The sequence below is a fragment of the Terrabacter sp. GCM10028922 genome (assembly GCF_042666095.1).
GTDB lineage: Bacteria > Actinomycetota > Actinomycetes > Actinomycetales > Dermatophilaceae > Terrabacter.
Genome location: NZ_JBHTFG010000010.1, coordinates 320,160 through 342,587 on the forward strand (window position 1 = coordinate 320,160; position 22,428 = coordinate 342,587).

Genomic DNA, 22,428 nt, shown 5'->3' on the forward strand with positions numbered 1-22,428 from the left:
CAGCTCACCGTTCCACTCCGGCCGAGGTGGCCGCCTGCTGACCACGTATGCCGTCCGGCCCGTCTCCCGGCCATGCACCCACCCCGACCGGCGGGGCGGCGACGACCGCCCGCTCCGCGGTGGTGCCCAGCCACGCGGCACCGAGCGCGGCGACAGGGAGGTCGGACGGCAGCAGCTCGACCCGGTCGGGCAGCCCGAGCGCGTCGAGGAGCTGGGCACTGCGGGCCCGACGGCGCAGGTCACCCCGGACACCGTCCAGGAGCGGCCGGCCGAGCGCCGCGAGGCCTCCGCCGATGACGACCTGCTCGGCACCGGACGCGAGGACGAGCACCTGCACGGCCAGGCCGACACCGGTGCAGAGGACGTCGACGGCGGCCGCCGCAGCGGTGTCGCCCGTCGCCGCAGCCGCGAACGGGTCGCGCGCGAGCCGTCGCGCCTCGGGCCACAGCCGCGCGAGCGCCGAGCCGGACGCGATCGTCTCCAGGCAGCCGACCTGCCCACACGTGCATGGTGCGTCGCCGCCCACCGGCAGGTGCCCGATCTCGCCCGCAGCACCGTCGATCCCGCGGACGACGACGCCGTCACGGACCACCGCCGAGGCCAACCCGGTGCCGAGGTTGAGGTACGCGAGCGCGGCCTGGCCAGGGCCGGAGGCGTCGAGCGACCGCAGTCGCCAGGCACCGAGAGCGGCCGCCTTCACGTCGTTCTCCACGGCGACAGGCACGCCGAGACGGGCCGCCAGCTCACGGCCGAGGTCGAGCGAGTCGACCTCGAGGTTCACCGCGTGCCGGACGAGTCCCGTTGCCGGCTGGACGAGTCCGGGCATGCACGCGCCGACCGGCACGCCGGGAGCCATGGCTACCCCGCCCATCTCGACACCCACGTCCCCCAGCACCTCGCGAGCCAGCCGCACAGCGACGTCGACGACCCCGCGGGGACCTCGCCCTGACGGCGCCGACCGGATCGCGCGCACGGTCCCGTCCCCGGTCACCATGGCCGCGGCGGTCTTCGTGCCACCGACGTCGATGCCGAGCCTGAGCCCAGCGGTCATGTCGGCTGCACCCCGAGGTAACGACCGAGCGCCTCCGCGACGACGACCGAACCGCCGAACGTCACGAGGTCGGCGCCGCCGCGGGGCCACCCGCAGTCGACGACGATCGCCGGATGCCCTTGTGCCCGAAGCCGATCGACGACCTGCCACAGCGGATGGTCACCGGAGAGCCCTCGCCCCGCCACGGCGACCTTCATCCCCTGCCGCACGTCGGCCTCACTGGTCGTCAGGCCCACTGCACTCGGCCCCCAGGCAACTGCGCCGACTGCGAGGTTGGGGTCGGAAGCCACCTGCACGATGACGGCGTCACCGTCTGCGTCGAGCCATGCCTGCACGGCGTCCCCGACCTCGAAGGCACCAACGAGACTCCCGTTCGCCCATCTCGACACGTCCGCGTCAGAAGTCACGCCCAACCCGGACACGCCGAACGCCTTGGACAGCAAGGCGACCCGTGTCGCCGCCTCCTCGAGGCGATCCACCGGCAACCGTCCCGACGCGGCCGCGTCGACGACCGCGTCGACGACCGCGAGGTAGCACTCCTCGGTCGTCTCCGATCCCACACAGAGCAGGTCGCACCCGGCAACGAGCGCCCGTACCGCAGCCTCCGGGATCCCGGTCTCCGCCGACGCCCCCGCCATGTCCAGGGCGTCCGACACGATGACGCCCTGGAAACCGAGGCGGTCCCGCAGCACGTCGCCCAGGACCAGCGGCGAGAACGTCGCCGGCCGGTCCGGGTCGATCGCGCTGACGACGACGTGCGACGTCATGATGCACGCGACCTGCGCCCCGATCGCAGCGCGGAACGGCTCGAGCTCACGCGTGTCGAGCACGTGCGCCTCGGCGTGGACGTGCGGCAGCGAGAGGTGCGAGTCGGTGACGGTGTCACCATGGCCCGGGAAGTGCTTGGCGCACGCTGCGACCCCGACCGACTGCACGCCCCCGACGTAGGCCGCCGAGTGCCGGGCCACCGCGGACGCGTCGGCGCCGAAGCTGCGCACCCCGATGACAGGGTTCTCGTCGGCCGAGTTGACGTCGACGACCGGCGCCAGGTCGAGGTTGATGCCGTATGCCGCGAGCTCGCGTCCGATGGCCGACGCGGAGGCCCGCGTCAGCGCGGTGTCGTCGAGGCGGCCGAGCAGGGCGTTGCCCGGTTGCGTCGAACCCGTCGGGTAGTGCAGGCGGGTGACGTCGCCGCCCTCCTCGTCGACGGCGACGAGCAGGTCGGGCCCGGCCGCCCGCAGCTGCCCGCACAACCGGGCCAGCTGGTCCGGGTCGACGACGTTCGCACCGTAGAGGCAGACGGAGGCCAGGCCGGCGGCATACTCCCGCTCGACCCATCCGGGCACCGAGGTGCCGACGAAACCGGGCATGAGCGTGCCGACCACGAGGCGCCGCAGCGCCTCTCGTGAGGTGTCCATGTCAGCCCTTCACCGCCCCGCCGACGAGGCCGCTGCTCATCCGGCCCTGCACGATGAGGAAGAAGATGATGACCGGCACGGCGACGACGGTCGAGGCGGCCATCACCTGACCCCAGTCCGTCTCGCGGGTCGCGCTCGCCTGCACGAAGCCGCGCAGCCACAGCGGCAGCGTCCGCGACTGCTCCTCGGTCATGACGACCAGGGCGACCGTGAACTCGTTCCACGCCTGGAGGAACGCGTAGACACCCGACGCGACGAGCCCGGGAGCCAGCAGCGGGAAGGTGATCCGCAGGAACGCCTTGCTGCGTGAGAGCCCGTCGACCATGGCGGCCTCCTCGAGCTCGATCGGCACGCCGGCGACGAACCCGCGCAGCATCCACACCGTGAACGGCACGACCGCGGCGGTGTAGAGGAGAGCGAGCCCCAGCACGTTGTTGAGCAGCCCCACCGAGCTCATCATCTTGTACTGCGCGATGAAGAGGCCCTCGGCCGGCAGCATCTGGATGAGGAGCAGCGCGAGCACGAAGGAGCGCCGGCCCCTGAACCGGAAGCGGCTGATCGCTAGCGCGCCGAGGAAGGCGATGACGATGGCCGCGGCGACGGTGATGAGCGTGACGGTGAGCGATATCCCCAGTGCCCGAAGGAAACCGGCGTCGTCGAGAACCGTGGCGAAGTTGTCGAGCGATCCGCCGAAGGGCAGGAACGTCGGCGTGGTCCGCTGCAACGTCACCGTGTCGAGGAAGGCCGAGTTGAGCATCCAGTAGACCGGGAACGCCCAGACCACCGCGACGGCGACGGCGACCACCGAGAGCAGCGAGCGGTGCGCCGACCGGCGGGACCGCGGCCGAGTGGCCGCGAGGAACGGAGTGCGCATCAGGACTCCTCCTTCATGAGGGAGCGGACGTAGTACCAGCTGACCGCGACGGTGATGACGAGCATGAGGATCGAGACGGCGCTGGCCATCCCGAAGTCGCCTGCGCCCGTGCCGAGCTGGTAGATGTACGTGCCGAGCAAGTGGGTCTCGTTGGCGACTCCGCCGGCGTCCTGGAGCAGCTTGACCTGCGTGAAGACCCGCAGGTCCCAGATGAGCTGCAGCAGCAGCACGATCGAGATGACCGGTGCGACGAGCGGCAGGATGATGTGGCGCAGCCGCTGCCAGCCGCCGGCCCCGTCGATCTCGGCCGCCTCGAGGACCTCCGGCGAGAGCTGGGTGAGCCCGGCGTAGATCGACAGCGCGACGAACGGGACGCTCATCCACACGACGATGACGGCAGCGACGACGAAGAACGAGATCGGGTCGACGAGCCAGTTGTGCCCCTGTGCGTCGACACCGACCCGCTCGAGAGTCCAGTTGAGCAATCCGTTGCGCCAGTTGACGATCCACGTCCACACCGTCATCGACGCGACGACCGGCATGGCCCATGCGAGCAGCAGCGCCACCTGCAGCACGACCCGCGGGCCCCGCCCGACGGCATACATCAGGATGGCGAGAGCGAGCCCCACCGCGACCGTCACGAGGGCGCAGACCAGGCAGAACGCGAGCGAGCGGCCGACGATGACCCAGAGGTTCGGGTCGGTGAGGAGCGCCGTGTAGTTGGAGAGGCCCACCCACTCGGGCGGCTGGCCGAACTGCTGCATCATCCCGAAGTGCTGGAAGCTCGTGACGACCTGCCAGCCGACGGGATAGCCGAGGGCGGCGACGAGGACGAGGAGCGTCGGGACGACGAGGACTGCGGGCATGGGCCGCCGAGGCCGCTTGGCGGGTGACCGGGTCTGGCGTTGGTGGGTGGTGTCGGGCGGGACGATCGCCGTCGAGGTCATGGCGGGCCTTTCGAGCCTGGGTCCGACGGCCGGGCTGGTGGACGCCCGGCCGCCGGGGGTGGAGTCAGGCGGCGGTCGCCGTCACGAGAGGTTGAGCAGCGGCGTGATCTTGGCGTCGTACTCCTTGGCGAGCGCCGTGAGGTCGGAGGCGTCGCGGATCTTGGAGAAGAACTCCTCCATGATCATCTTCGACTCGACCGTGGCCCAGCCCGGAGCGGCCGGCGTCAGCTTGGAGTTCGCGGCGGAGTCGACGAGGGCCTTGGCGAACTGGTCGTCGCCGAGGGCGCTGACGTAGTCGCTGTTGGCCGGGCCGAGCCCGGCGCCGCCGAGCTTCTTCTGGTAGTCGGCCGAGAAGATGATCTTCAGCAGCTCCTTTGAGAGCTCTTGGTTCTGGCTCGCCTTGGAGATCGCGATGTTGGAGCCGCCGGCGAAGACCGGCGCGGGCTTGCCGTCGTTGCCCGGCAGCACGAACGCCGTGAAGGCCTTGTCGTTCCACTCGCGGACCTTCTTGCCGTCCTTCTCCTTGAGGTCGCCGATCGACCAGTGCGCCCAGCCGGGCGCCATGATCGTGGCGGCGGCGAGGGTCGTCTTGCCCGTCACCTTCTGGTTCTCGTCGAGGATCTCGTCGGCGTCGTTGACGTAGAGCCACGGCGTCTGGTCCTTGGCGTCTGCCGGTGCCTTGGACGCGTTCCGGTAGAGGTCCTGCAGCTGCGTCAGGCCCTTGACGGTGTTGGGGTCCGCGAGCGTGGAGACCCACGCGCCGTTCTCCTGCTTGGCGAGGTCGCCGCCGTTGGCGAAGATCCAGGAGATGCCGTTGCGCCAGTCCTGGCCGCCGAGGAAGAAGCCGCTGAAGTTCTTGATGCCGCGCGGGTTCTTGGCCGTGATGGTCTTGACCGCCGTGTTGAACTCGTCGAGCGTCTTCGGCGTGTTGACGCCGGCCTCCTTCCAGAGGTCGGCCCGGGCGAACATGTAGCGCGATCCGAAGTAGTACGGCAGCGCGTACTGCTTGCCCTCGACCGTGCCCACGTCGACGAACGACTGGAGCAGCTTGCTGCCTCCGAGCTCCTGGTAAAGGCCGGAGACGTCGCTGAAGGCGCCGACGTTGGTGAACGTCGGGCTCTGCGTGTTGCCGATCTCCGTCACGTCGGGCGTGTTCTTCGGGTCGGGCAGCGAGGTCGTCAGCTTGGTGACCAGGTCACCCCAGCTCTGCTCCTCGATCTTGAGGGTCGCGCCGGTCTTGGCCTTGAAGGTGTCCTGCAGGTAGGTGCGCAGCTCCTTCGGGGTGTCGGTGCCGGCGAGCCAGAGGGTGATGGTCTTGCCCGCGTTGCCGGACGCGCCGGCGGACGGGTCGGTCGCGGAGCCGGTCGCACCTCCACCGCACGCGGTGAGGACGAGGGCCGCGGTGGTCGTGGCCACGGCCAGACCGAGGGTCTTCTTCATTCCTGTTCCTTTCGAAGGGGCCGCGGTGCGGACCGGTTGTTTCCCTGTGGAGGGGAGATGTCTCGGGCGGCCCTGCGGGCCGGTGGGTGTATGCCGGGTGGTTGCGACCAGGGGCTCGCGCGGGCCGCGTGGGACGGCGTGATCAGGCGACGCCGAGCTGGTCCCAGAGGACGAGCACGGCGGCGCCGCGCAGGACGATGTCGTCGGAGTGGTGCGCGAGGCGCACGGTGAGGTCGGTCGTGGTGCGGGCGAGCAGACGCGCACGGAGGGTCTGCTCCACGGCATCGCGAAGGGGGCCGGCGAGCAGGTGCTCGGGGCCGCTGAGGACGACCTCGGAGAGGTCGAGCGCCGCGACGACGGGCGCCAGGGCGATGCCGAGGCGCTCGCCGGCCTCGCGCAGTGGCTCGTCGTCGCCCGCCGCGGCAAGGGCCTTCTCGAGGTTCGGGGCGGACACCCAGGTCTCGAGGCAGCCGACCTTGCCGCAGCGGCAGGTCGCGCCGCCGTCGGTGCCGACGGTGACGTGTCCGATCTCGCCGGAGGCGAAGTGGGCGCCGCGCACGCGCTGCCCGCCGACGATGAGACCACCACCGACACCGCGGCCGATCTTGACGAGGACGAGGTCGTCGCCGCCCTCGCCGAGGGTGTGGTCGGCGTGGACCGCGGCGTCGGCGTCGTTGACGACGAAGACGGGCAGGCCGGTCGCGTCGGCGACGATGTCGCGGAGCGGCACGTCGGTCCAGCCGAGGTTGGGGGCCGTGCCGACGACGCCGCCGGGGCCGACGATGCCGGGTGTGCCGACACCGATGCCGAGCAGCGGCGCGGTCGCAGCGGCGACCACCTCGGCCACGAGGTCGAGCACGGTGTCGACGACGGCCTGGCCCGAGTCGTCGCCGATCGGCCGCTCCGCCCGGACGAGGATGTTGCCGTCGAGGTCGAGCACCGCGGCGCGGAGAACCTCGTGGGCGGCGAGGTCGACGCCGATGGCCTGCAGGCCGGTGCGGTTGACGTCGACGAGGGTCGCGGGCTTGCCGGGCCGGACGACGTCGGACGGACCGAGCTCGACGGCGTGGCCGCTGTCCATGAGCTCGGCTACGAGGTCGGAGACGGTCACCTTGCTCATGCCGAGACGGCGGGCGAGGTCCGCGCGGCTCATCGCACCGACCGAGTAGAGCATCTGGAGCACGAGCGAGAGGTTGTGCCGGCGGCCGTGGGCGGGGAGCACGGCTGTCCGTGGAGAGACTCGTCGGGCGCGGGGCGTGGTCGTCGTCACAAGAGTTAGTAAAGTTTACTAACTCTCAATTGGCAAGCCCCTCGCCACATAAATCTCCCCGGACGAGAAGGCGGAACGGGGTGGGTGGGGCGACATACAGTCGAGGCATGTGCCGCAACATCCGACAGCTCCACAACTTCGAGCCGGCCGCGACGTCCGACGAGGTGCGCGCCGCAGCCCTGCAGTACGTCCGCAAGGTCAGTGGCAGCACCAAGCCGAGCCAGGCCAACCAGCAGGCGTTCGACGAGGCGGTCGAGGCGGTCGCGCACGCGACGCAGCACCTGCTCGAGCACCTGACCACGAGCGCGCCGCCCAAGGACCGCGAGGTCGAGCGTCAGAGGGCTCGCGAGCGCAACGCCGTCCGGTTCGGCACCCCCGCCTGACCGGTCGCGGCAGGCGCACACGTCGAGATCAGGCGCGCCCGCCCTTGAGCAGCTGGACCAGCGACTGGGCCTCTTCGTCGCAGGCTGCGCACCCACGCAGGTGCGTGGCCATGGCCTCGTCCCGGCTGTCGGGGTCCGTGACGACCGCCTCGGCATAGGTGTCCATCCGCTCGAAGCACTCCTCGCACGACAGCCACGGCGCGGTGTCCTGCAGGAGCGCGTCGACGTGGACGGGCTGCAGCTCCGGTGGACGTGGCTGGGATGTGGTGCTCATGAGGTGCCTGCCGTGGGGTTTGGGGAGACTCGGGACCGATGGTGAGAGGAGGCGGCACCAGGCGCGCCTGCTCGAGGCGGCGACAGGTAGCCGTTGGCGATGAGCTCGGCTCTGAGGCGAACGCGTACGTCGTGAAGCGTCTTGTAGAGCGCTCCCCGGTTCGTGCCCAGACGCTCGGCCAGCACGTCGATCGGCACACCGTCGACGAGCAGCGCGATGGCGATGCGGCGTTGGTAGGGCGTCAGGACGCGTCGCATCGCTGAGGCCACGGCGCCTGCTAGGTCGGTGCCCTCGGCACACAGCTCGGGACTCTCGTGCGCGGGGGTGCTGGGCAGGTCGAAGTCCCGCAGCTCGACCTCGCGGTGCTGCCACTGCAGCCGGCGCACCTCGGTCGCCGCCTGCAGGATGGCGAACTTGAAGGCCCACGTGGTGAACCGGCTCCGCCCCTCGAACGTGTGTAGCTTGCGGAGCAGCGCGGTCATGGCCTCGTCGGCCGCCTGGTTGACGATGACATCGACGGCAGCGGGCGACGCGTCGGGCAACGCTCCCCGCATCCGCCACACCTGGTGACCTGCCGCCCGGATCATCAGCGCGTGGAGCTGCCGCAGGGCTGCCGCCTGCTCGGGGCCGTCCGTGGCGAGCGCCGCGACCCAGTCGGTCGGCTCAGGGCGGTCCCTGCCTTCCTGGTCCCCGACGGACACGGCAGCCCCTGACCGCTGGTCGTCCCAGCTCACGGCCGTCATCAGCCGGCCTCGAGCTCGTTGGTCGCCTCGAGCGGCGCCAGGATGCGTGCCGCCAGCTCGGGTGGGCAGCCGGCGTCGACCAGCTGCAGCAGGGCGTGCAGGTCGACGCGCGTGCGGGCCAGGGTGCTGGCGAGCACGGGCGGGAACCCGGCCTCGCGCAGACGGCAGTACCTCCAGTCCACGACGTCGAGCGGCGGACCGGGCGACTGGCACGGAGCCGGTGAGGCGGCGGGACGGCTCGGGTGGGTGATCATGCCCTGTTTGCCGTGCGCAGCCTGCCAGGTCTTACCGGCGGTGGCCTGCTCGGTAAGACACGCGACTCCTGCCCGCGCTAACACCCTGTCAGCGTCCCACCCCATCGCCCTCCAGGAGGACCCATGGTCACCATCGGCAGCCACCGCTCGCGCAACGAGACGGAGCACCCCACGCGGCCGCTTCGAGATGACGCCACCTTCCAGGCGTATGCCGTGCTGCGGACCGCCTTCGTCGTCGCTCCCGTCGTCTTCGGCCTGGACAAGTTCACGAACATCCTCGTGCAGTGGGACCGGTACCTCGCGCCCGCCCTGTCGCAGCCCCTGCCCTTCTCCCCGCAACAGACGATGTATGCCGTCGGCGTCATCGAGGTGGTCGCCGGGCTCGTCGTGGCCTTCCACCCACGGCTCGGCGCCCTCGTCGTGGCTGCGTGGCTCGGCGGCATCATCCTCAACCTGCTTCTCCTGCAGGGCTTCTACGACGTGGCGCTACGCGACTTCGGGCTGCTGATGGCCGCGGTCGCCCTCCAACGCCTGGCCACCCGGTTCGACCCCCGGGCCACCCTGTGGCCGTTGCGTCGGGGCTGAGCCGTGTCCACGGCGTTCGTGCTGACGGGTGGCGGCAGCCTCGGCGCCGTGCAGGGGCATGCTGTCCGCCCTGCACGCGTACGGGGTCGAGCCCGACCTGCTCGTCGGCACGTCCGTCGGGGCGGTCAACGCCGCCTACCTCGCCGCGCCGGGCACCACCGGTGCGCGTCTGGAGACGCTCGTGCGGCTCTGGGAACGGATGCGGCGCCAGGACGTCTTCGCCGTGGACCTTCGGCGTTGGTTCGGCGCGGCTCGAGGCACGCAGCCGTCACTGTTCTCGGGAGCCGGCCTCGTGCGGCTGCTCGAGCGCAACCTCGGCTACGACTCGCTCGAGGACGCGCGCATCCCCGTCCTCGTCACGGCGTCGGACCTGGTCACGGGCCATGGTCTGCTGCTCAGGACCGGGCCGGTCGTCAGCGCGGTCCGTGCCAGCGCGGCCGTTCCCGGGATACTGCCGCCCGTCGCGCGCGACGGCCGGACGCTCGTCGACGGCGCCATCGGCGAGCTCGAGCTCCTGCACCACACCGCAGCCCTCGGCGTCAGCGACATCTACCTGCTGCCCGCCGGCTACCCCTGCGCCGGAGCGAGACCGACCAGTGCGCTCGGCACCGTCCTCACCGCCCTCAGCCTGCTGCTGCACCGTCAGCTCAGCGCACAGGTGCGGGGCTACGCCGGCAGTGCCCGGCTGCACGTCCTCCCACCGCTCTGTCCGCTCTCCGTCTCGCCGGCGGACTTCGGCCAGACGTCCGCGCTCGTGGCGCGGGCACGCGACGCCACGCGGCGGTGGCTCGAGACCCGGGCCCACACGCCCGGCGACGCCACCGTCCTTGCTCTCCACACCCATCACGACCGACCGCCGCAGAGGGACCGCGGCCCCTCGAGGGCGCTCGTCCCCGTCCCTGACCCCTGAAAGGCAGACCACGTGAACGCGTCAGCCGAACCGGCCCCGACCCACCGACGTCACAGCACCCGGAGCTCTTGGTCAGGCACTCGGGCAGTCACCGAGCCGGACCTCGACCGCGCCGCGACCGGAGCGAGGATCCTGCTGGAGGCACTCGGGCTCGATCTCGACACTGAGTCGCTCGCGCGCACCCCCGAGCGCATGGCGGGCTCGCTCGTCGAGCTCATCAGCCCGCGACCCTTCCAGATGACGACCTTCCCGAATGACGGCGGCTACGACGAGCTCATCATGGCTCGGGGCATCCCGGTCCGGTCCCTGTGCGAGCACCACATGCTTCCCTTCGTCGGGAGGGCCCACATCGGCTACCTCCCCGGCGAGCGCATCCTCGGGTTGTCGAAGCTGGCGCGGGTCCTCGAGCACTTCGCCTCGCGCCCCCAGGTCCAGGAGCGGCTGACCGTCCAGGTCGCCGACTGGCTGAGCGCCCAGCTGTCTCCTGTCGGTGTGGGAGTCGTCATCGAGGCAGAGCACCTCTGCATGACTCTGCGTGGGGTCCAGCGCCAGGAACCACCACGATCACGTCGAGTCTCCTGGGCACGCTCAGGGAGGACTCCCGCTCCCGAGCCGAGTTCCTGGCTCTGACTCGGGTGGCCGGCTGAGCCAGCACCGCCGGCTGAGCCAGCAGCTCCGGCTCCCTCGGCCGGGCTGTCAGGCCGGACTGAGTCAGTGCGCGGCGTCGTCGGCACGTCCGGCTACCTTGGGCGCATGAGCTCCGACCCGCACCCCGACCTCGCGTCGGAGGTGCGGGCCGCCCTTGTGGCGCGAGCCGATCCGGAGCGGGCCAGCGGGCAGCAGCGCTACATGAAGTCCGCCATGCCGTACTTCGGCCTCACCTCGCCACAGCTGGCCGCCACGCTGCGTCCACTGCTGCGCGACCCGGGCCTCACCATGGAGTCCCGCGAGCAGTGGCTCGCCACCATCGAGGACCTCTGGCAGACGGCCACCCACCGCGAGCAGTGGTATGCCGCCATCGCCGTCGCGCGCCACCGCGCGTACCGCGCATGGGTCGACAGCGACGCGATGCCCTTGTGGGAGAGCCTGATCCGCGCCGGAGCCTGGTGGGACGTCGTCGACGAGATTGCCACCCACGTCGTGCGCGACACGCTCCTGGCCGCCCCGGCCGTCGAGGGCTTGCGGATGCGCGACTGGTCCGGCAGCGACTCGCTCTGGGTGCGGCGCGCCTCGATCATCAGCCAGGTCGGCGCCCGCGAGCGGCTCGACCAGCAGCTCCTCGCCGACGTCATCGAGCCCAACATCGACGACCGCGACTTCTTCATCCGCAAGGCGATCGGCTGGTCACTGCGCGACCACGCCCGCCACGACCCGGACTGGGTGAGCGCCTTCGTGGCCGAGCACCCGGACCTCTCCGGCCTCTCCCGCCGCGAGGCGCTCAAGCACCTCGGGCCGCTGCGGTGAGCGCATCCCAGCCGACGAGCCGCACCCCGAGCACGGCCGCCAGCCACCGGCGCGAGATCGTTCGCCTCGCGGTCCCCGCCTTCCTCGCCCTCATCGCCGAGCCGCTCTTCCTCCTCGCCGACTCGGCGATCATCGGCCACCTCGGCACCGCCGAGCTCGCCGGCCTCGGGGTCGCGAGCGCCGCCCTCGTGACCGCCGCAGGCATCTTCGTCTTCCTCGCCTACGGCACGACCAGCGTCGTGGCCCGCCACCTCGGCGCCGGCGACGAAGGCGCGGCCATCAGCGCCGGGGTGGACGGCCTCTGGCTGGCGCTCGGTCTGGGCGCGGTCACGGCAGCGGTCGTCGCCGTCGCGGCCCGGCCCATCAGCACGGCCTTCGGCGCCTCCCCGGCAGCCATCGAGCAGGCCACGACCTACCTGCGCATCTCGGCGTTCGGCATCCCGGCGATGCTCGTGATCCTCGCCGTCACCGGCGTCCTGCGTGGCCTTCAGGACACGACCACCCCGCTCGTCGCATCGGTCGTCGGCTTCGGCGCCAACATCGTGCTCAACCTCGTCTTCGTCTACGGGCTGCACTGGGGCATAGCCGGATCCGCCTGGGGCACGGTCATCGCCCAGACGGGCATGGGCGTCGCGCTGGTCACGGTGCTGCTGCTCAAGGCCCATGCGCGCGAGGCGCGGCTGCGCCCGCATCCCGCACGGATCCTCGCAGCCGCGCGGACCGGCATACCCCTTCTCGTGCGCACGCTCGCCCTGCGCGCGACGCTCCTCGTCACGACGTGGGTGGCCGCCTCGCTCGGTGACGTGCCGCTCGCGGCGCACCAGGTCGCGATGACCGTCTGGTCGTTCCTCGCCTTCGCCCTCGACGCGCTCGCGATCGCCGCCCAGGCGATCGTGGGGCGCGCCCTCGGTGCCGGTGACCGGGAGGGCGTACGCGTGGCGATGGGCACGATGGTCCGCTGGGGGGTCTGGGGCGGGCTAGCGCTGGGCCTCGTGCTCGTCGCTCTCCACGGCGTCGTCCCGGCGCTCTTCACGACCGACCCTGCCGTGCGCCAGGCGCTCGGCGCCGCCCTCGTCGTCGTCGGGCTCAGCCAGGCCGTTGCCGGCTACGTCTTCGTCCTCGACGGCGTGCTCATCGGTGCCGGCGACGGCTCGTGGCTCGCGTGGGGCATGGTCGTCACGCTCATCGCCTACCTCCCGTTCATCCTCACGGTGCGTGCCGCGGGCCCCAGCGGCGAGCCCAGCCGCGACGTCGTCGTCCTGTGGGTGGCCTTCACCGCGTTCATGGTGATCCGCGCCTGCGTCCTCGGCTGGCGGGCCCGGCGCGACGACTGGCTGGTCGTGGGCGCGCGCTGACGCAAGCGGGGTCAGAGCAAACTGCTACGGCATTCCCAGCGTTCTTTAAGGTCCGGCGCTCATAGTCGTTCTCGTGAGTTGCTCCTGTGTGGCTCGGTGATCTTCCTCCCCCTGTCGGATCATCGGGTCTAGGGCACCCGCCCCTGCTGGTCGAGTTCGGCGACGTGACCAGCAGGGGCGGGTTTTCTCTTTCCGCAGTCCACGGTGTTCACGGTGTTCACGGTGCTCACATCGCGCCGTCGGCCACCTCGACGTCCGACAGCAGGGCCTGGACCTCGGCCGTCGTCGGCATGGCCGTCGAGCACTCGAGCCTTCCCGCGACGAGGGCGCCCGCGACGTTGGCGAAGTGCAGGATGCGCTCGAGGTCCCAACCCTCGAGCAGTCCGTGCACGAGCGCTCCACCGAAGGCGTCACCCGCGCCGAGCCCGTTGACGACGTCGACGGGGAAGGCGCTGACGGTCACGCGCTCGTCCGCCGTCATGGCCAGCACACCCCGCGGGCCCTGCTTGACGACCGCCAGCTCGACGCCGCTCGCGAGCAGCGCGCGGGCGGCGAGCTCGGGATCGGTCTCGCCGGTCGCGACCTCGCACTCCTCCGCATTGCCGACAGCAACCGTGACGTGGTGCACCGCCTCGCGCACCTGTCTGCGGGCCTCGTGGACGTCGGTCCAGAAGACCGGGCGGTAGTCGAGGTCGAGCACGGTGAGCGGCGCGCGCCCCCGCTCCTCCCACGCCGCGATGTGTGCGGCTCGGCTCGGCTCCTGGCTGAGGCCCGTGACCGTCGACCAGTGCACCCCCGCCTCCCGAATCGCCTGCATCGGAATGGACTCCGCGGTGATGAGCAGGTCGGGGGCGGTCGGGTAGCGGTAGAACCAGATCGGGAAGTGGTCGGGCGGGAAGACCTCGCAGAAGGTGACCGGCGTCGGGGGCCCGCCGGCGATGGTCTGAACGTACGCGTCGTCGACCCCGAGCTGGAGCAGCTCGCGGTGGACGAAGCGCCCGAACGCGTCGTCGGCCGTCGCGCTGACGAGCGCGGCGCGCCTGCCGTGGCGGGCGGCCGCCACGGTGACGTTGGCTGCGCTGCCGCCCAGGAACTTCTCGAAGGTACGCACCTCGTCGAGCGTGACCCCGTGCTGGAGCGGGTAGAGGTCGACGCCCACTCGGCCGAGCGCGACGAGGTCGTAGACGGTCATGGGAGCCTCCCGGTCGGCGACGGTGCCTGTGTCGGTGCCTGTGTCGGTGCCTGCTCGGTGCCTGCATGGGCGCCTCGTGGGCGCCTGCAGCGGTGCTGACCCACCACGCTAGCCCTCGAGTCGACGCCGCGGTGCGTCGAAGACGGACGACCGCGAGCCGACACCCGGCCATGGACCCATCCGGCACACATCGCCCAGGTGCGCTCACTTCGGGGCACGCAGTGTCACGGATTGGTCACGGGACTTGACCGTTGCCTCGCCGTGGGTCCACTCTCTCCCGTGAGAGCGCTCTCACGGTTGGGTTCCACGCACGGAGAGCGCTCCCACACCCACCCGGGGATGAGACCAAAGGAGCTCTCCATGACATCCCGTTCCACCCGGATCGGCGCGCCTTCCGTGCGCTCTCGGCACGTAGTTCTGGCCACCGTCACCGCCTCGCTGCTGGCCTTCTCGGCCTGCAGCTCCGGTTCGGCTGGCGACGGTCCTGCCACCCAGGCCGGCAGCACCGGCGGCCAGGGCAACGGCGGTCAGGTCACCCTGACTCTGGCCACCTTCAACCAGTTCGGCTACGAGGAGCTCATCCCCGAGTTCGAGAAGACGCACCCGAACATCAAGGTCACCCACAAGAAGGCCGCGACCTCCAACGAGGCGCGCGACACGTTCTTCACCCGGCTCTCGGCCGGCAGCGGCATGGCCGACGTCGAGGCCGTCGAGGTGGACTGGCTGCCGGAGATGCTCCAGTACTCCGACAAGTTCACCGACCTCACGGCCCCGGACGTCCAGGGACGCTGGCTCGACTGGAAGGCCAAGGCCGCCACCGACGCCGAGGGCCACCTCATCGGCTACGGCACCGACTCGGGCCCGGAGGCCATCTGCTACCGCAGCGACCTGTTCAAGAAGGCCGGTCTGCCGAGCGACCGCGAGTCGGTCGCCAAGCTCTTCGGCACGACGTGGGACAGCTACTTCGCGGCCGGAAAGCAGTTCGCGGCGAAGTCGAAGGTCCCGTTCTTCGACAGCCTGGGTGCGACGTACCAGGGCATGGTCAACCAGGTCCAGGCCGCGTACGAGAACCCTGAGGATGACGCGATCACTGCCACGGACAACCCAGAGGTCAAGAAGATCTACGACCAGGTCATCCAGGCCGGCATCGCCGACGGCCTCTCCGCCAAGCTTCAGCAGTGGGGCGACGACTGGACCGCGAGCTTCCAGAAGGACGGCTTCGCGACCATGCTCTGCCCCGGCTGGATGGTCGGCGTCATCGAGGGCAACGCCAAGGGCGTCAAGGGCTGGGACGTCGCCAACACCTTCCCCGGTGGCGGCGGCAACTGGGGCGGCTCCTACCTCGTCGTCCCCAAACAGAGCGCCCAACCCAAGGAGGCGCAGATCCTCGCCTCGTGGCTGACCGCTCCCGAGCAGCAGATCAAGGCCTTCAAGAAGGTCGGCGCCTTCCCGAGCCAGCAGGCCGCGCTGACCAGCCCCGAGCTGCTCGCGTTCAAGGTTGCGGCGTTCAACAACGCCCCGACCGGCGAGATCTTCGCCGAGCGCGCCAAGGCCGTGACCATCGCGCCGTACAAGGGCACCCACTACTTCGCCATCAACGACGCGATGCAGCAGGCGCTGACCCGCGTTGAGCAGGGGTCCACGCCGCAGGAGTCGTGGGACAAGTGGGTGGCCGACGTGAAGGCCCTGGGCTGACAGACGCCCGAACCCAGGGAGCGGACGGGGGCGGGTACACGCCACCCGCCCCCGTCCCGCCCCTCCCCCAGCCAGCGGTATGCCGCTGAGCGCCGACCCGCGGGTGGTCCGGTGACTTGTCACCCGGCACCGGGCCACCCGCCCGACGAGCGGAACCGACCGTGACCGTCCAGTCCCCCGCACAGCCGCCCGGCACCTCGCCGGGGGCCCGCCGCGCAGCGGGCGTCGACCAGGCCCGGCAGGCAGCTCCCGACTTCGTCAGTCGCTCGCCCCTGGCGCCTCGGCCGAGCTGGCGCCGGCGCCTGACGAGGCTCGACGAGAAGGCCTCGCCGTACGCGTACGTCTCGCCGTTCTTCATCCTCTTCGCCGTCGTCGGGCTCTTCCCGTTGCTCTACACGGCGTGGGTCTCGCTCCACAAGTGGAGCCTCATCGGCGGCCAGGGCAACTTCGTGGGACTCAAGAACTACACCGACGTCCTGGCCCAGCCGTACTTCTGGAACGCGCTGAAGAACACGATCAGCATCTTCCTGCTCTCGAGCGTGCCGCAGATCATCCTCGCGCTGCTCATCGCCGCGGCGCTCGACAGCGGCCTGCGGGCCCGGACCTTCTGGCGGATGGGCGTGCTCCTGCCCTACGTCGTGGCGCCCGTCGCCGTCGCCCTCATCTTCAGCGACCTGTTCGGCGACAAGTTCGGGCTCGTCAACCACTTGCTCGGCCTCGTCGGCATCGACCCGGTGCAGTGGCACAAGGACGTCGTGCCCAGCCACCTCGCCATCGCCACCATGGTCAACTTCCGGTGGACCGGCTACAACGCCCTCATCTTCCTCGCCGCGATGCAGGCCATCCCGCGCGACTACTACGAGGCCGCCATGATCGACGGCGCCGGCCGCATCCGGACCTTCTTCTCGATCACGATCCCGCAGCTGCGCGCGACCATCATCTTCGTCGTCATCACCTCGACGATCGGCGGCCTGCAGATCTTCGACGAGCCGAGGATGTACGACCAGTACGGCCTCGGCGGCGCGGACCGCCAGTGGCAGACGCTGACGATCTACCTCTACCAGCTCGGTTGGACGCAGAAGAACTTCGGCAGAGCAGCCGCCGTCGCCTGGATGCTCTTCCTCGTCGTCGTCCTCTTCGCGGTCGTGAACTTCTTCGTCACCCGCCGGATCGCCTCGAAGGGACAGCGATGAGACTCGCCCGCCGCACCCAGGCCAGCCGCACGGCATACGTCTTCCTCCTCGTCGTCCTGCTGGCCTCGGCCTTCCCGCTCTGGTGGTCGTTCGTCATCGGGAGCAAGGACTCGGCGGCCATCGTCCGGGACCCGTACTCGTTCGTGCCCGGCGGACACTTCCTCGAGAACGCCGCGACCGTGGTCACGACCGTGCCGTTCTGGAAGGCGCTCGGCAACAGCATCCTCGTCAGCTCGACCGTCGCGCTGCTCGTCGTGCTCTTCTCGGCGCTGGCGGGGTTCGCGTTCGCCAAGCTGCGCTTCCGTGGCCGCTCAGGGCTGCTCGTCTTCGTCATCGCGACGATGGCCGTGCCGACGCAGCTCGGGATCGTGCCGCTCTTCATCGTCATGAGCAAGCTCGGCTGGATCGGCAGCGTCTGGGCGGTCATCCTCCCCAGTGCCGTGAGCGCCTTCGGTGTCTTCTGGATGACGCAGTACCTCCAGGAGGCGCTGCCCGACGAGCTCATCGAGGCCTCGCGCGTCGACGGCGCCTCGACCCTGCGGACGTTCTGGTCCGTCGCCCTGCCGGCCGCGCGCCCGGGCGCGGCGATGCTCGGCCTGTTCACCTTCATCGCGACGTGGACCAACTTCTTCTGGCCGTTCATCATCCTCGACCCCGGCAACCCGACGCTGCCGGTCGCGCTGCAGCAGCTCCAGGCGGCGTACTTCGTCGACTACTCGCTCGTGCTCAACGGGGTCGTCCTCATGGCCCTGCCCCTCATCGTCCTGTTCGTCTTCGCCGGCAAGCAGCTGGTGTCCGGCATCATGCAAGGAGCAGTCAAGGGATGACCGCCCAGACCCAGACCCACCAGAGCACGCTCATCGCTCCTGGCGCCGGAGTTGCTGCGCCGCAAGGGCGCCCGGTGCCCGCCGAGTTCGTCCTCGGCGTCGCCACGGCCGCGTACCAGATCGAGGGGGCCCGTCACGAGGACGGGCGCACCGACTCGATCTGGGACACGTTCTCGCACACGCCGGGCGCGGTCGTCGACGGCGACACCGGCGACGTCGCGTGCGAGCACTACCACCGGTATGCCGCAGACGTGGGCCTCATGAAGTCGCTCGGCATCCAGTCGTACCGCTTCTCCACGTCATGGGGACGCATCTGCCCCGACGGCGGTCCCGTCAACGCCAAGGGCCTCGACTTCTACGAGCGGCTCGTCGACTCGCTCATCGACGCCGGCATCGCGCCGTGGCTGACGCTCTACCACTGGGACCTGCCACAGGCGCTGGAGGACAGGGGCGGATGGACGTCGCGTGAGACCGTCGACCGGTTCGTCCAGTACGCCGGCGCGGTGCACGACCGGCTCGGCGACCGGGTCAGCACGTGGACGACCCTCAACGAGCCGTTCTGCGCGGCGTTCCTCGGCTACACCGCCGGCATGCACGCGCCCGGGCGCACCTCTCCCGCAGACGGACTCGCCGCCGCGCACCACCTGATGCTCGCCCACGGCCGGGCGGTGCAGGAGCTGCGTGCGCGTGACTCGGCACTCGAGCTGGGACTGACTCTCAACTTCACCGTCGCAGACCCGCTCGACCCGTCGGACCCCCGCGACGTCGACGCCGCCCGGCGCGTCGACGCACAGATGAACCGCGTCTTCCTCGACCCGATCTTTCGCGGCGCCTACCCGTCAGACCTGCTCGAGGACGTCCGCCACCTGGGACTCGAGGACCGGATCGTGGACGGCGACCTGGACATCATCTCGACGCCCATCGACGTCCTCGGCGTCAACTACTACAACGGCGAGGCCATCGGTCACACCAGGCCGGCGAGCGCCCTTGCCGACAACCTCAACGGAGGCCGCCTCACACGGTCGCCCTTCCCCGCGGCCGACGAGTCGTTCCGGCACCCGCGCGGGCTACCCGTGACGGCCATGGACTGGGAGATCCAGCCCGAGGGCCTGACCCGCCTGCTCGTGCGCCTCCACGAGGACTACACCGGCCCGGCGGGGGTCACGCTGCACGTCACGGAGAACGGTGCCGCCTTCGACGACGTCGCCGACGAGGACGGCTTCGTCGAGGACGGCGACCGGACGGCATACGTCCGCGCGCACATCGGCGCCATCCTCGACGCCGTCGACGCGGGCGTGCCGGTGCGCGGCTACTTCTACTGGTCGCTGCTCGACAACTTCGAGTGGGCGTGGGGCTACGCCAAGCGCTTCGGTATCGTCCGAGTCGACTACGACACCCAGGTGCGGACCCCGAAGGCGAGCGCCCTCGACCTCGCCCGGACGATAGCCACGCGCCACCTGCTTCCACCGGTGGCACCCGTGCCGCTCGTGGGCACGAGCGGCACCGACACCCTGACCGAACCGGTAGGAGACACGCAGGCATGAGCGGCGCGGCGGCCACCCCCGTCGGGCGACCCACCCTCGAGGAGGTCGCCCGGGTGGCCGGCGTGTCCCGGGCCACGGTCTCGCGCGTCATCAACGGGTCACCACGCGTCAGCCCCGACGTGCTCGCCGTCGTCGAGAAGGCCATCGCCGAGCTCGACTACGTGCCCAACCGGGCGGCCCGCTCGCTCGTCGCGCGGGCCACGATGTCGATCGCGCTCGTCGTGCCCGAGGACGCCCACCGATTCTTCGGCGACCCGTACTTCGCCGACGTCGTGCAGGGCATCAGCGAACGGCTCGACGACAGCGACTACGTGCTCAACCTCCAGCTGACCCACCCGAGCTCGCCGTCGGAGAAGACCAAGCGCTACCTCCTCGGCGGCAACGTCGACGGCGCGCTCGTCGTGTCGCACCACTCGGGCGACCACTTCCTCGCCTCGCTCGGGCGCTCGCTGCCCGTCGTCTTCGGTGGCCGCCCGCTCGGTGACATCGCCAACCCCGGCGACTACTACATCGACGTCGACAACCGCACCGGGGCACGGCGCGGCGTCGAGCACCTCATCGCCCGCGGTCGACGGGCGATCGCGACGATCACCGGACCCGCCGACATGCCCGCCTCCGTCGACCGCGAGCTGGGCTGGCGCGACGCCCTGGCCGCCGCCGGGCTCTCCGACCACCGGGTCGGCCGCGGCGACTTCACCGAGGCAGGCGGCATCAGGGCGGCGTTGACGCTGGTCGACGAGCATCCCGACCTCGACGCGATCTTCGTCGCGAGCGACCTCATGGCGAGCGGCGCGCTGCTCGCGCTCGAGGAACGCGGGCTGCGGGTGCCCGACGACGTCGCCATCGTCGGCTTCGACAACAGCCAGTACGCGACGCGGGGCAAGGTCGGCCTGACGACGGTGGCCCAGCCCGCACAGGAGATGGGCGTCGTCATGGCCGACACCCTGCTGCGGCTGCTCGGCGGCGAGTCACCGCCGCGCGTGACGACCCTCGACACCCACCTCGTCGAGCGCCACTCCACCTGACCCCCAAAGTCGAGTGGGCACTTCGCACCCACCCCTTCGCACCCACCTCAGAGTCGACTGGGCACTTTGCACCCACCCCTTCGCACCCACCCCAGAGTCGAGTGGGCACTTCGCACCCACCCCCAAAGTCGACTGGGCACTTCGCACCCACCCCAGAGTCGAGTGGGCACTTTGCCCCCGCTAGAGGCTCACCCGAACCGCCGCATGCTCCGCTGCATGTCGCGCTGGATGGCGAGGTCGATGGCGTGCGACGAGAAGAACCGTGGGTCCGCCCGGGACAGGTCGAGCGACGACTCCGGCACACCGAGCGCCCGGGCGAAACGGAGTACACAGCTTCGTCGGGCCCGAGATGAGCTCATGTCGGCCTTCCAGATCTCCTCGACCGTGAGGCCGGCGCGGCGCTCGAACCCTTCGCGGCGAACCTCGTCGCTCGCTCGCTCCTGCGGCCCGTCATGGAACGCTTCGCCCTGGTACTCGCCCACGACGCCTTCCTTCGACCAGTGCAGGTCAGCCACTCCCAGCAGCACATCGTTGTCGCCGACGATCGCCTGGTTCAGTGCTGGTTCGGGGAGGCCGCACCGAACCAGCATCAGCCGCGCCAGCGTCTCTCGCGGAGACGCCGAGCCGACCCGGATCTCGTCCAGTGCCTCGAGGAGCGTGGCCTTTCCGCGTGGTCGGACGCGAGCCATCAGGGCTCTTCGCATGGGCTGCACGGAGTTCAGCCGAGTGGCGACGGCGTCGCCGATGACGATGAGGTCGTCCAGGCCTGCTGGCTTTCCGCGTCCGACGAGCTCGCCCATGTCGACCCAGGTGTCAGCGAGATCGACCACGGGAAGGCCGTCCACGATCGTGTGGGCACGGGCATGCAGGGCCCGATGTGCGACGACGCCGGGCTTGCGCATGCGCCGGGTGTCCAACGGTCCGGTGACGTGAAGGCGCGGATCCTCCTCCATCGCGTACGAGAGAGGCAGGTCGAGCAGCAACGCGCCGGTCACGTGCGAGAACGCCGCGCCGGTAGGTAGCGCCGGCATCAGGCCGGCGGCGCGGTCGACAAGGGTCTGCGGGACCACGAGCGAACGCACGCCGCGAACTGGGCGGAACAGCTCCGCCGAGTCCAGCCATCGCTGAGAAACCCCCGCGGCCCGTGCCGGACCAGCCAGGAATGCTCTCGTCGTCACGGACGAGGGTGGCAGGGCCGACTCAGCAGCTGCCGCAGGAACACGGTCCGGCATCTTCGCCGTCCTCGAGTCGCGCCGAGAAGGTGCCGGGCCGTGGCTGCCTGTACGGCGGATACGGATAGCCCTCGTCCCACGGAAAGGCGTCACCGACCGACCAGGTGAGCTGGAAGGCCCGCACGGAGAACTCGGACGGTCGCGCATAGTGCCGGTTGGCGCCGAAGATGATGTCGCCCGGGTTCGGCACCTCCTCGACGAGGTAGCGCTCGTCGTGCCCCGCGAACGTCAGGACCTCTCCCGGGACGAGGTCGCGGCCCGCCTTGATGAGTCCGTGCATGTGGTTGAGGAAGCCAGCGGCGCTGTGCTGGTCGAGACCGAACACGATGAGCTCAGGATGGCCCAGTCCGAACAGGCCGATCGTGTAGCAGAACGGAGTCGGGTCCGTGTCGCCCACGCAGGGCATGACGTACTCGAGGGAGCAGCCGTGCCGTCGGATGTTCTCGCTGACCCTGCGGTCCTCCTGATCGAGCCACTGGTTGAGCCTGATCTCGTCCACTCGCGCCTCCTGGCCGTTCGCCGTCGTCATGTACAGCGTGGCGGCTGCGGCGGGGCGTCGATGGGACCGCCTGGATCCTGTGGACAGACGCCGCAGGCTCGTGGGAGGTGGGGACGACCGGTGGAAACTGCCCACTCGACCTTGGGTCCACGGGTCGGTGATGGTGGTGGAAACTGCCCACTCGACGGGGTGGGGCGGTGGGGTGGGCATGGCGAAGGGCCGGGCTCCGCGGCGGCGGAACCCGGCCCTTCGA

At 70.6% G+C, this 22,428-nt stretch carries 22 protein-coding genes and 1 pseudogene; 11 read left to right on the forward strand and 12 right to left on the reverse strand.

The window, feature by feature from the left end:
- Nucleotides 1–4 precede the first annotated feature (4 nt).
- The 6 genes from ACFQU3_RS12205 to ACFQU3_RS12230 all read right to left on the reverse strand — a co-directional run bounded on the left by ACFQU3_RS12205 (nt 5) and on the right by ACFQU3_RS12230 (nt 6,952).
- Nucleotides 5–1,051 (reverse strand): ROK family protein, encoded by a 1,047-nt coding sequence (locus tag ACFQU3_RS12205; RefSeq protein WP_385910099.1) that lies wholly within the window; start codon nt 1,049–1,051, stop codon nt 5–7.
- Nucleotides 1,048–2,469: a beta-N-acetylhexosaminidase gene (gene nagZ, locus ACFQU3_RS12210; protein WP_385910101.1), complete on the reverse strand. Its 1,422-nt coding sequence runs from the start codon at nt 2,467–2,469 to the stop codon at nt 1,048–1,050. The genes ACFQU3_RS12205 and nagZ overlap by 4 nt, the downstream gene beginning before the upstream one ends.
- Before the next feature lies 1 nt (nt 2,470).
- Nucleotides 2,471–3,343: a carbohydrate ABC transporter permease gene (locus ACFQU3_RS12215; RefSeq protein WP_385910103.1), complete on the reverse strand. Its 873-nt coding sequence runs from the start codon at nt 3,341–3,343 to the stop codon at nt 2,471–2,473.
- On the reverse strand, nt 3,343–4,290 hold the full coding sequence (locus ACFQU3_RS12220) for a carbohydrate ABC transporter permease (RefSeq protein ID WP_385910105.1): 948 nt from the start codon (nt 4,288–4,290) through the stop codon (nt 3,343–3,345). Before ACFQU3_RS12220 ends, ACFQU3_RS12215 begins: the two co-directional genes overlap by 1 nt.
- A gap of 81 nt (nt 4,291–4,371) precedes the next feature.
- A complete protein-coding gene (locus ACFQU3_RS12225; protein ID WP_385910107.1) occupies nt 4,372–5,730 on the reverse strand; it encodes an extracellular solute-binding protein in 1,359 nt (452 codons plus the stop codon).
- Between the two features lie 142 nt (nt 5,731–5,872).
- On the reverse strand, nt 5,873–6,952 hold the full coding sequence (locus tag ACFQU3_RS12230; RefSeq protein WP_385910109.1) for an ROK family protein: 1,080 nt from the start codon (nt 6,950–6,952) through the stop codon (nt 5,873–5,875).
- A 155-nt stretch (nt 6,953–7,107) separates the two neighbouring features.
- Here ACFQU3_RS12230 and ACFQU3_RS12235 point away from each other — a divergent pair, with 155 nt between their 5' ends.
- Nucleotides 7,108–7,383 (forward strand): DUF2277 domain-containing protein, encoded by a 276-nt coding sequence (locus tag ACFQU3_RS12235; RefSeq protein WP_385910111.1) that lies wholly within the window; start codon nt 7,108–7,110, stop codon nt 7,381–7,383.
- A 28-nt stretch (nt 7,384–7,411) separates the two neighbouring features.
- Here the strand turns inward: ACFQU3_RS12235 and ACFQU3_RS12240 are convergent, their stop codons facing one another.
- From ACFQU3_RS12240 to ACFQU3_RS12250, 3 genes are read right to left on the reverse strand one after another with little or no spacing between them, the layout of a single operon-like run.
- Nucleotides 7,412–7,657: a hypothetical protein gene (locus ACFQU3_RS12240; RefSeq protein WP_385910113.1), complete on the reverse strand. Its 246-nt coding sequence runs from the start codon at nt 7,655–7,657 to the stop codon at nt 7,412–7,414.
- On the reverse strand, nt 7,654–8,400 hold the full coding sequence (locus ACFQU3_RS12245) for an RNA polymerase sigma factor (protein WP_385910114.1): 747 nt from the start codon (nt 8,398–8,400) through the stop codon (nt 7,654–7,656). Before ACFQU3_RS12245 ends, ACFQU3_RS12240 begins: the two co-directional genes overlap by 4 nt.
- Nucleotides 8,400–8,654: a hypothetical protein gene (locus tag ACFQU3_RS12250; protein ID WP_385910116.1), complete on the reverse strand. Its 255-nt coding sequence runs from the start codon at nt 8,652–8,654 to the stop codon at nt 8,400–8,402. Before ACFQU3_RS12250 ends, ACFQU3_RS12245 begins: the two co-directional genes overlap by 1 nt.
- Nucleotides 8,655–8,777: 123 nt before the next feature.
- Here ACFQU3_RS12250 and ACFQU3_RS12255 point away from each other — a divergent pair, with 123 nt between their 5' ends.
- From ACFQU3_RS12255 to ACFQU3_RS12275, 5 genes and pseudogenes are all read left to right on the forward strand, one after another.
- On the forward strand, nt 8,778–9,239 hold the full coding sequence (locus ACFQU3_RS12255; RefSeq protein WP_385910118.1) for a hypothetical protein: 462 nt from the start codon (nt 8,778–8,780) through the stop codon (nt 9,237–9,239).
- A gap of 58 nt (nt 9,240–9,297) precedes the next feature.
- Nucleotides 9,298–10,149 carry a patatin-like phospholipase family protein gene (locus ACFQU3_RS12260; RefSeq protein WP_385910120.1) on the forward strand — a complete coding sequence of 284 codons (852 nt, stop codon included), beginning with the start codon at nt 9,298–9,300 and terminating at the stop codon, nt 10,147–10,149.
- Nucleotides 10,150–10,278: 129 nt separating this feature from the next.
- Nucleotides 10,279–10,796, forward strand: a pseudogene (gene folE / locus ACFQU3_RS12265) (GTP cyclohydrolase I FolE).
- Nucleotides 10,797–10,902: 106 nt separating this feature from the next.
- Nucleotides 10,903–11,613, forward strand: coding sequence for a DNA alkylation repair protein (locus tag ACFQU3_RS12270; RefSeq protein WP_385910122.1), 711 nt, complete (start codon nt 10,903–10,905; stop codon nt 11,611–11,613).
- A complete protein-coding gene (locus ACFQU3_RS12275; RefSeq protein ID WP_385910124.1) occupies nt 11,610–12,968 on the forward strand; it encodes an MATE family efflux transporter in 1,359 nt (452 codons plus the stop codon). The genes ACFQU3_RS12270 and ACFQU3_RS12275 overlap by 4 nt, the downstream gene beginning before the upstream one ends.
- Nucleotides 12,969–13,194: 226 nt before the next feature.
- Here ACFQU3_RS12275 and iolC read toward each other — a convergent pair whose 3' ends face one another.
- On the reverse strand, nt 13,195–14,160 hold the full coding sequence (gene iolC, locus ACFQU3_RS12280; protein ID WP_385910126.1) for a 5-dehydro-2-deoxygluconokinase: 966 nt from the start codon (nt 14,158–14,160) through the stop codon (nt 13,195–13,197).
- A gap of 360 nt (nt 14,161–14,520) precedes the next feature.
- On the opposite strand from iolC, the gene ACFQU3_RS12285 reads away from it, so the two are divergent.
- The 5 genes from ACFQU3_RS12285 to ACFQU3_RS12305 all read left to right on the forward strand — a co-directional run bounded on the left by ACFQU3_RS12285 (nt 14,521) and on the right by ACFQU3_RS12305 (nt 20,444).
- Nucleotides 14,521–15,855 (forward strand): extracellular solute-binding protein, encoded by a 1,335-nt coding sequence (locus tag ACFQU3_RS12285; protein ID WP_385910128.1) that lies wholly within the window; start codon nt 14,521–14,523, stop codon nt 15,853–15,855.
- Nucleotides 15,856–16,127: 272 nt separating this feature from the next.
- Entirely contained in the window at nt 16,128–17,048 is a 921-nt protein-coding gene (locus ACFQU3_RS12290; RefSeq protein ID WP_385910494.1) for a carbohydrate ABC transporter permease, read from the forward strand.
- On the forward strand, nt 17,045–17,875 hold the full coding sequence (locus ACFQU3_RS12295; protein ID WP_385910130.1) for a carbohydrate ABC transporter permease: 831 nt from the start codon (nt 17,045–17,047) through the stop codon (nt 17,873–17,875). Before ACFQU3_RS12290 ends, ACFQU3_RS12295 begins: the two co-directional genes overlap by 4 nt.
- Nucleotides 17,872–19,419 carry a GH1 family beta-glucosidase gene (locus ACFQU3_RS12300; RefSeq protein WP_385910132.1) on the forward strand — a complete coding sequence of 516 codons (1,548 nt, stop codon included), beginning with the start codon at nt 17,872–17,874 and terminating at the stop codon, nt 19,417–19,419. Before ACFQU3_RS12295 ends, ACFQU3_RS12300 begins: the two co-directional genes overlap by 4 nt.
- On the forward strand, nt 19,416–20,444 hold the full coding sequence (locus ACFQU3_RS12305) for a LacI family DNA-binding transcriptional regulator (RefSeq protein ID WP_385910133.1): 1,029 nt from the start codon (nt 19,416–19,418) through the stop codon (nt 20,442–20,444). Before ACFQU3_RS12300 ends, ACFQU3_RS12305 begins: the two co-directional genes overlap by 4 nt.
- 188 nt (nt 20,445–20,632) lie before the next feature.
- On the opposite strand, the gene ACFQU3_RS12310 is transcribed toward ACFQU3_RS12305, so the two are convergent.
- Nucleotides 20,633–21,526 (reverse strand): hypothetical protein, encoded by an 894-nt coding sequence (locus ACFQU3_RS12310; protein ID WP_385910135.1) that lies wholly within the window; start codon nt 21,524–21,526, stop codon nt 20,633–20,635.
- A gap of 118 nt (nt 21,527–21,644) precedes the next feature.
- On the reverse strand, nt 21,645–22,175 hold the full coding sequence (locus tag ACFQU3_RS12315; RefSeq protein WP_385910137.1) for a DUF4262 domain-containing protein: 531 nt from the start codon (nt 22,173–22,175) through the stop codon (nt 21,645–21,647).
- Nucleotides 22,176–22,428: the final 253 nt, after the last annotated feature.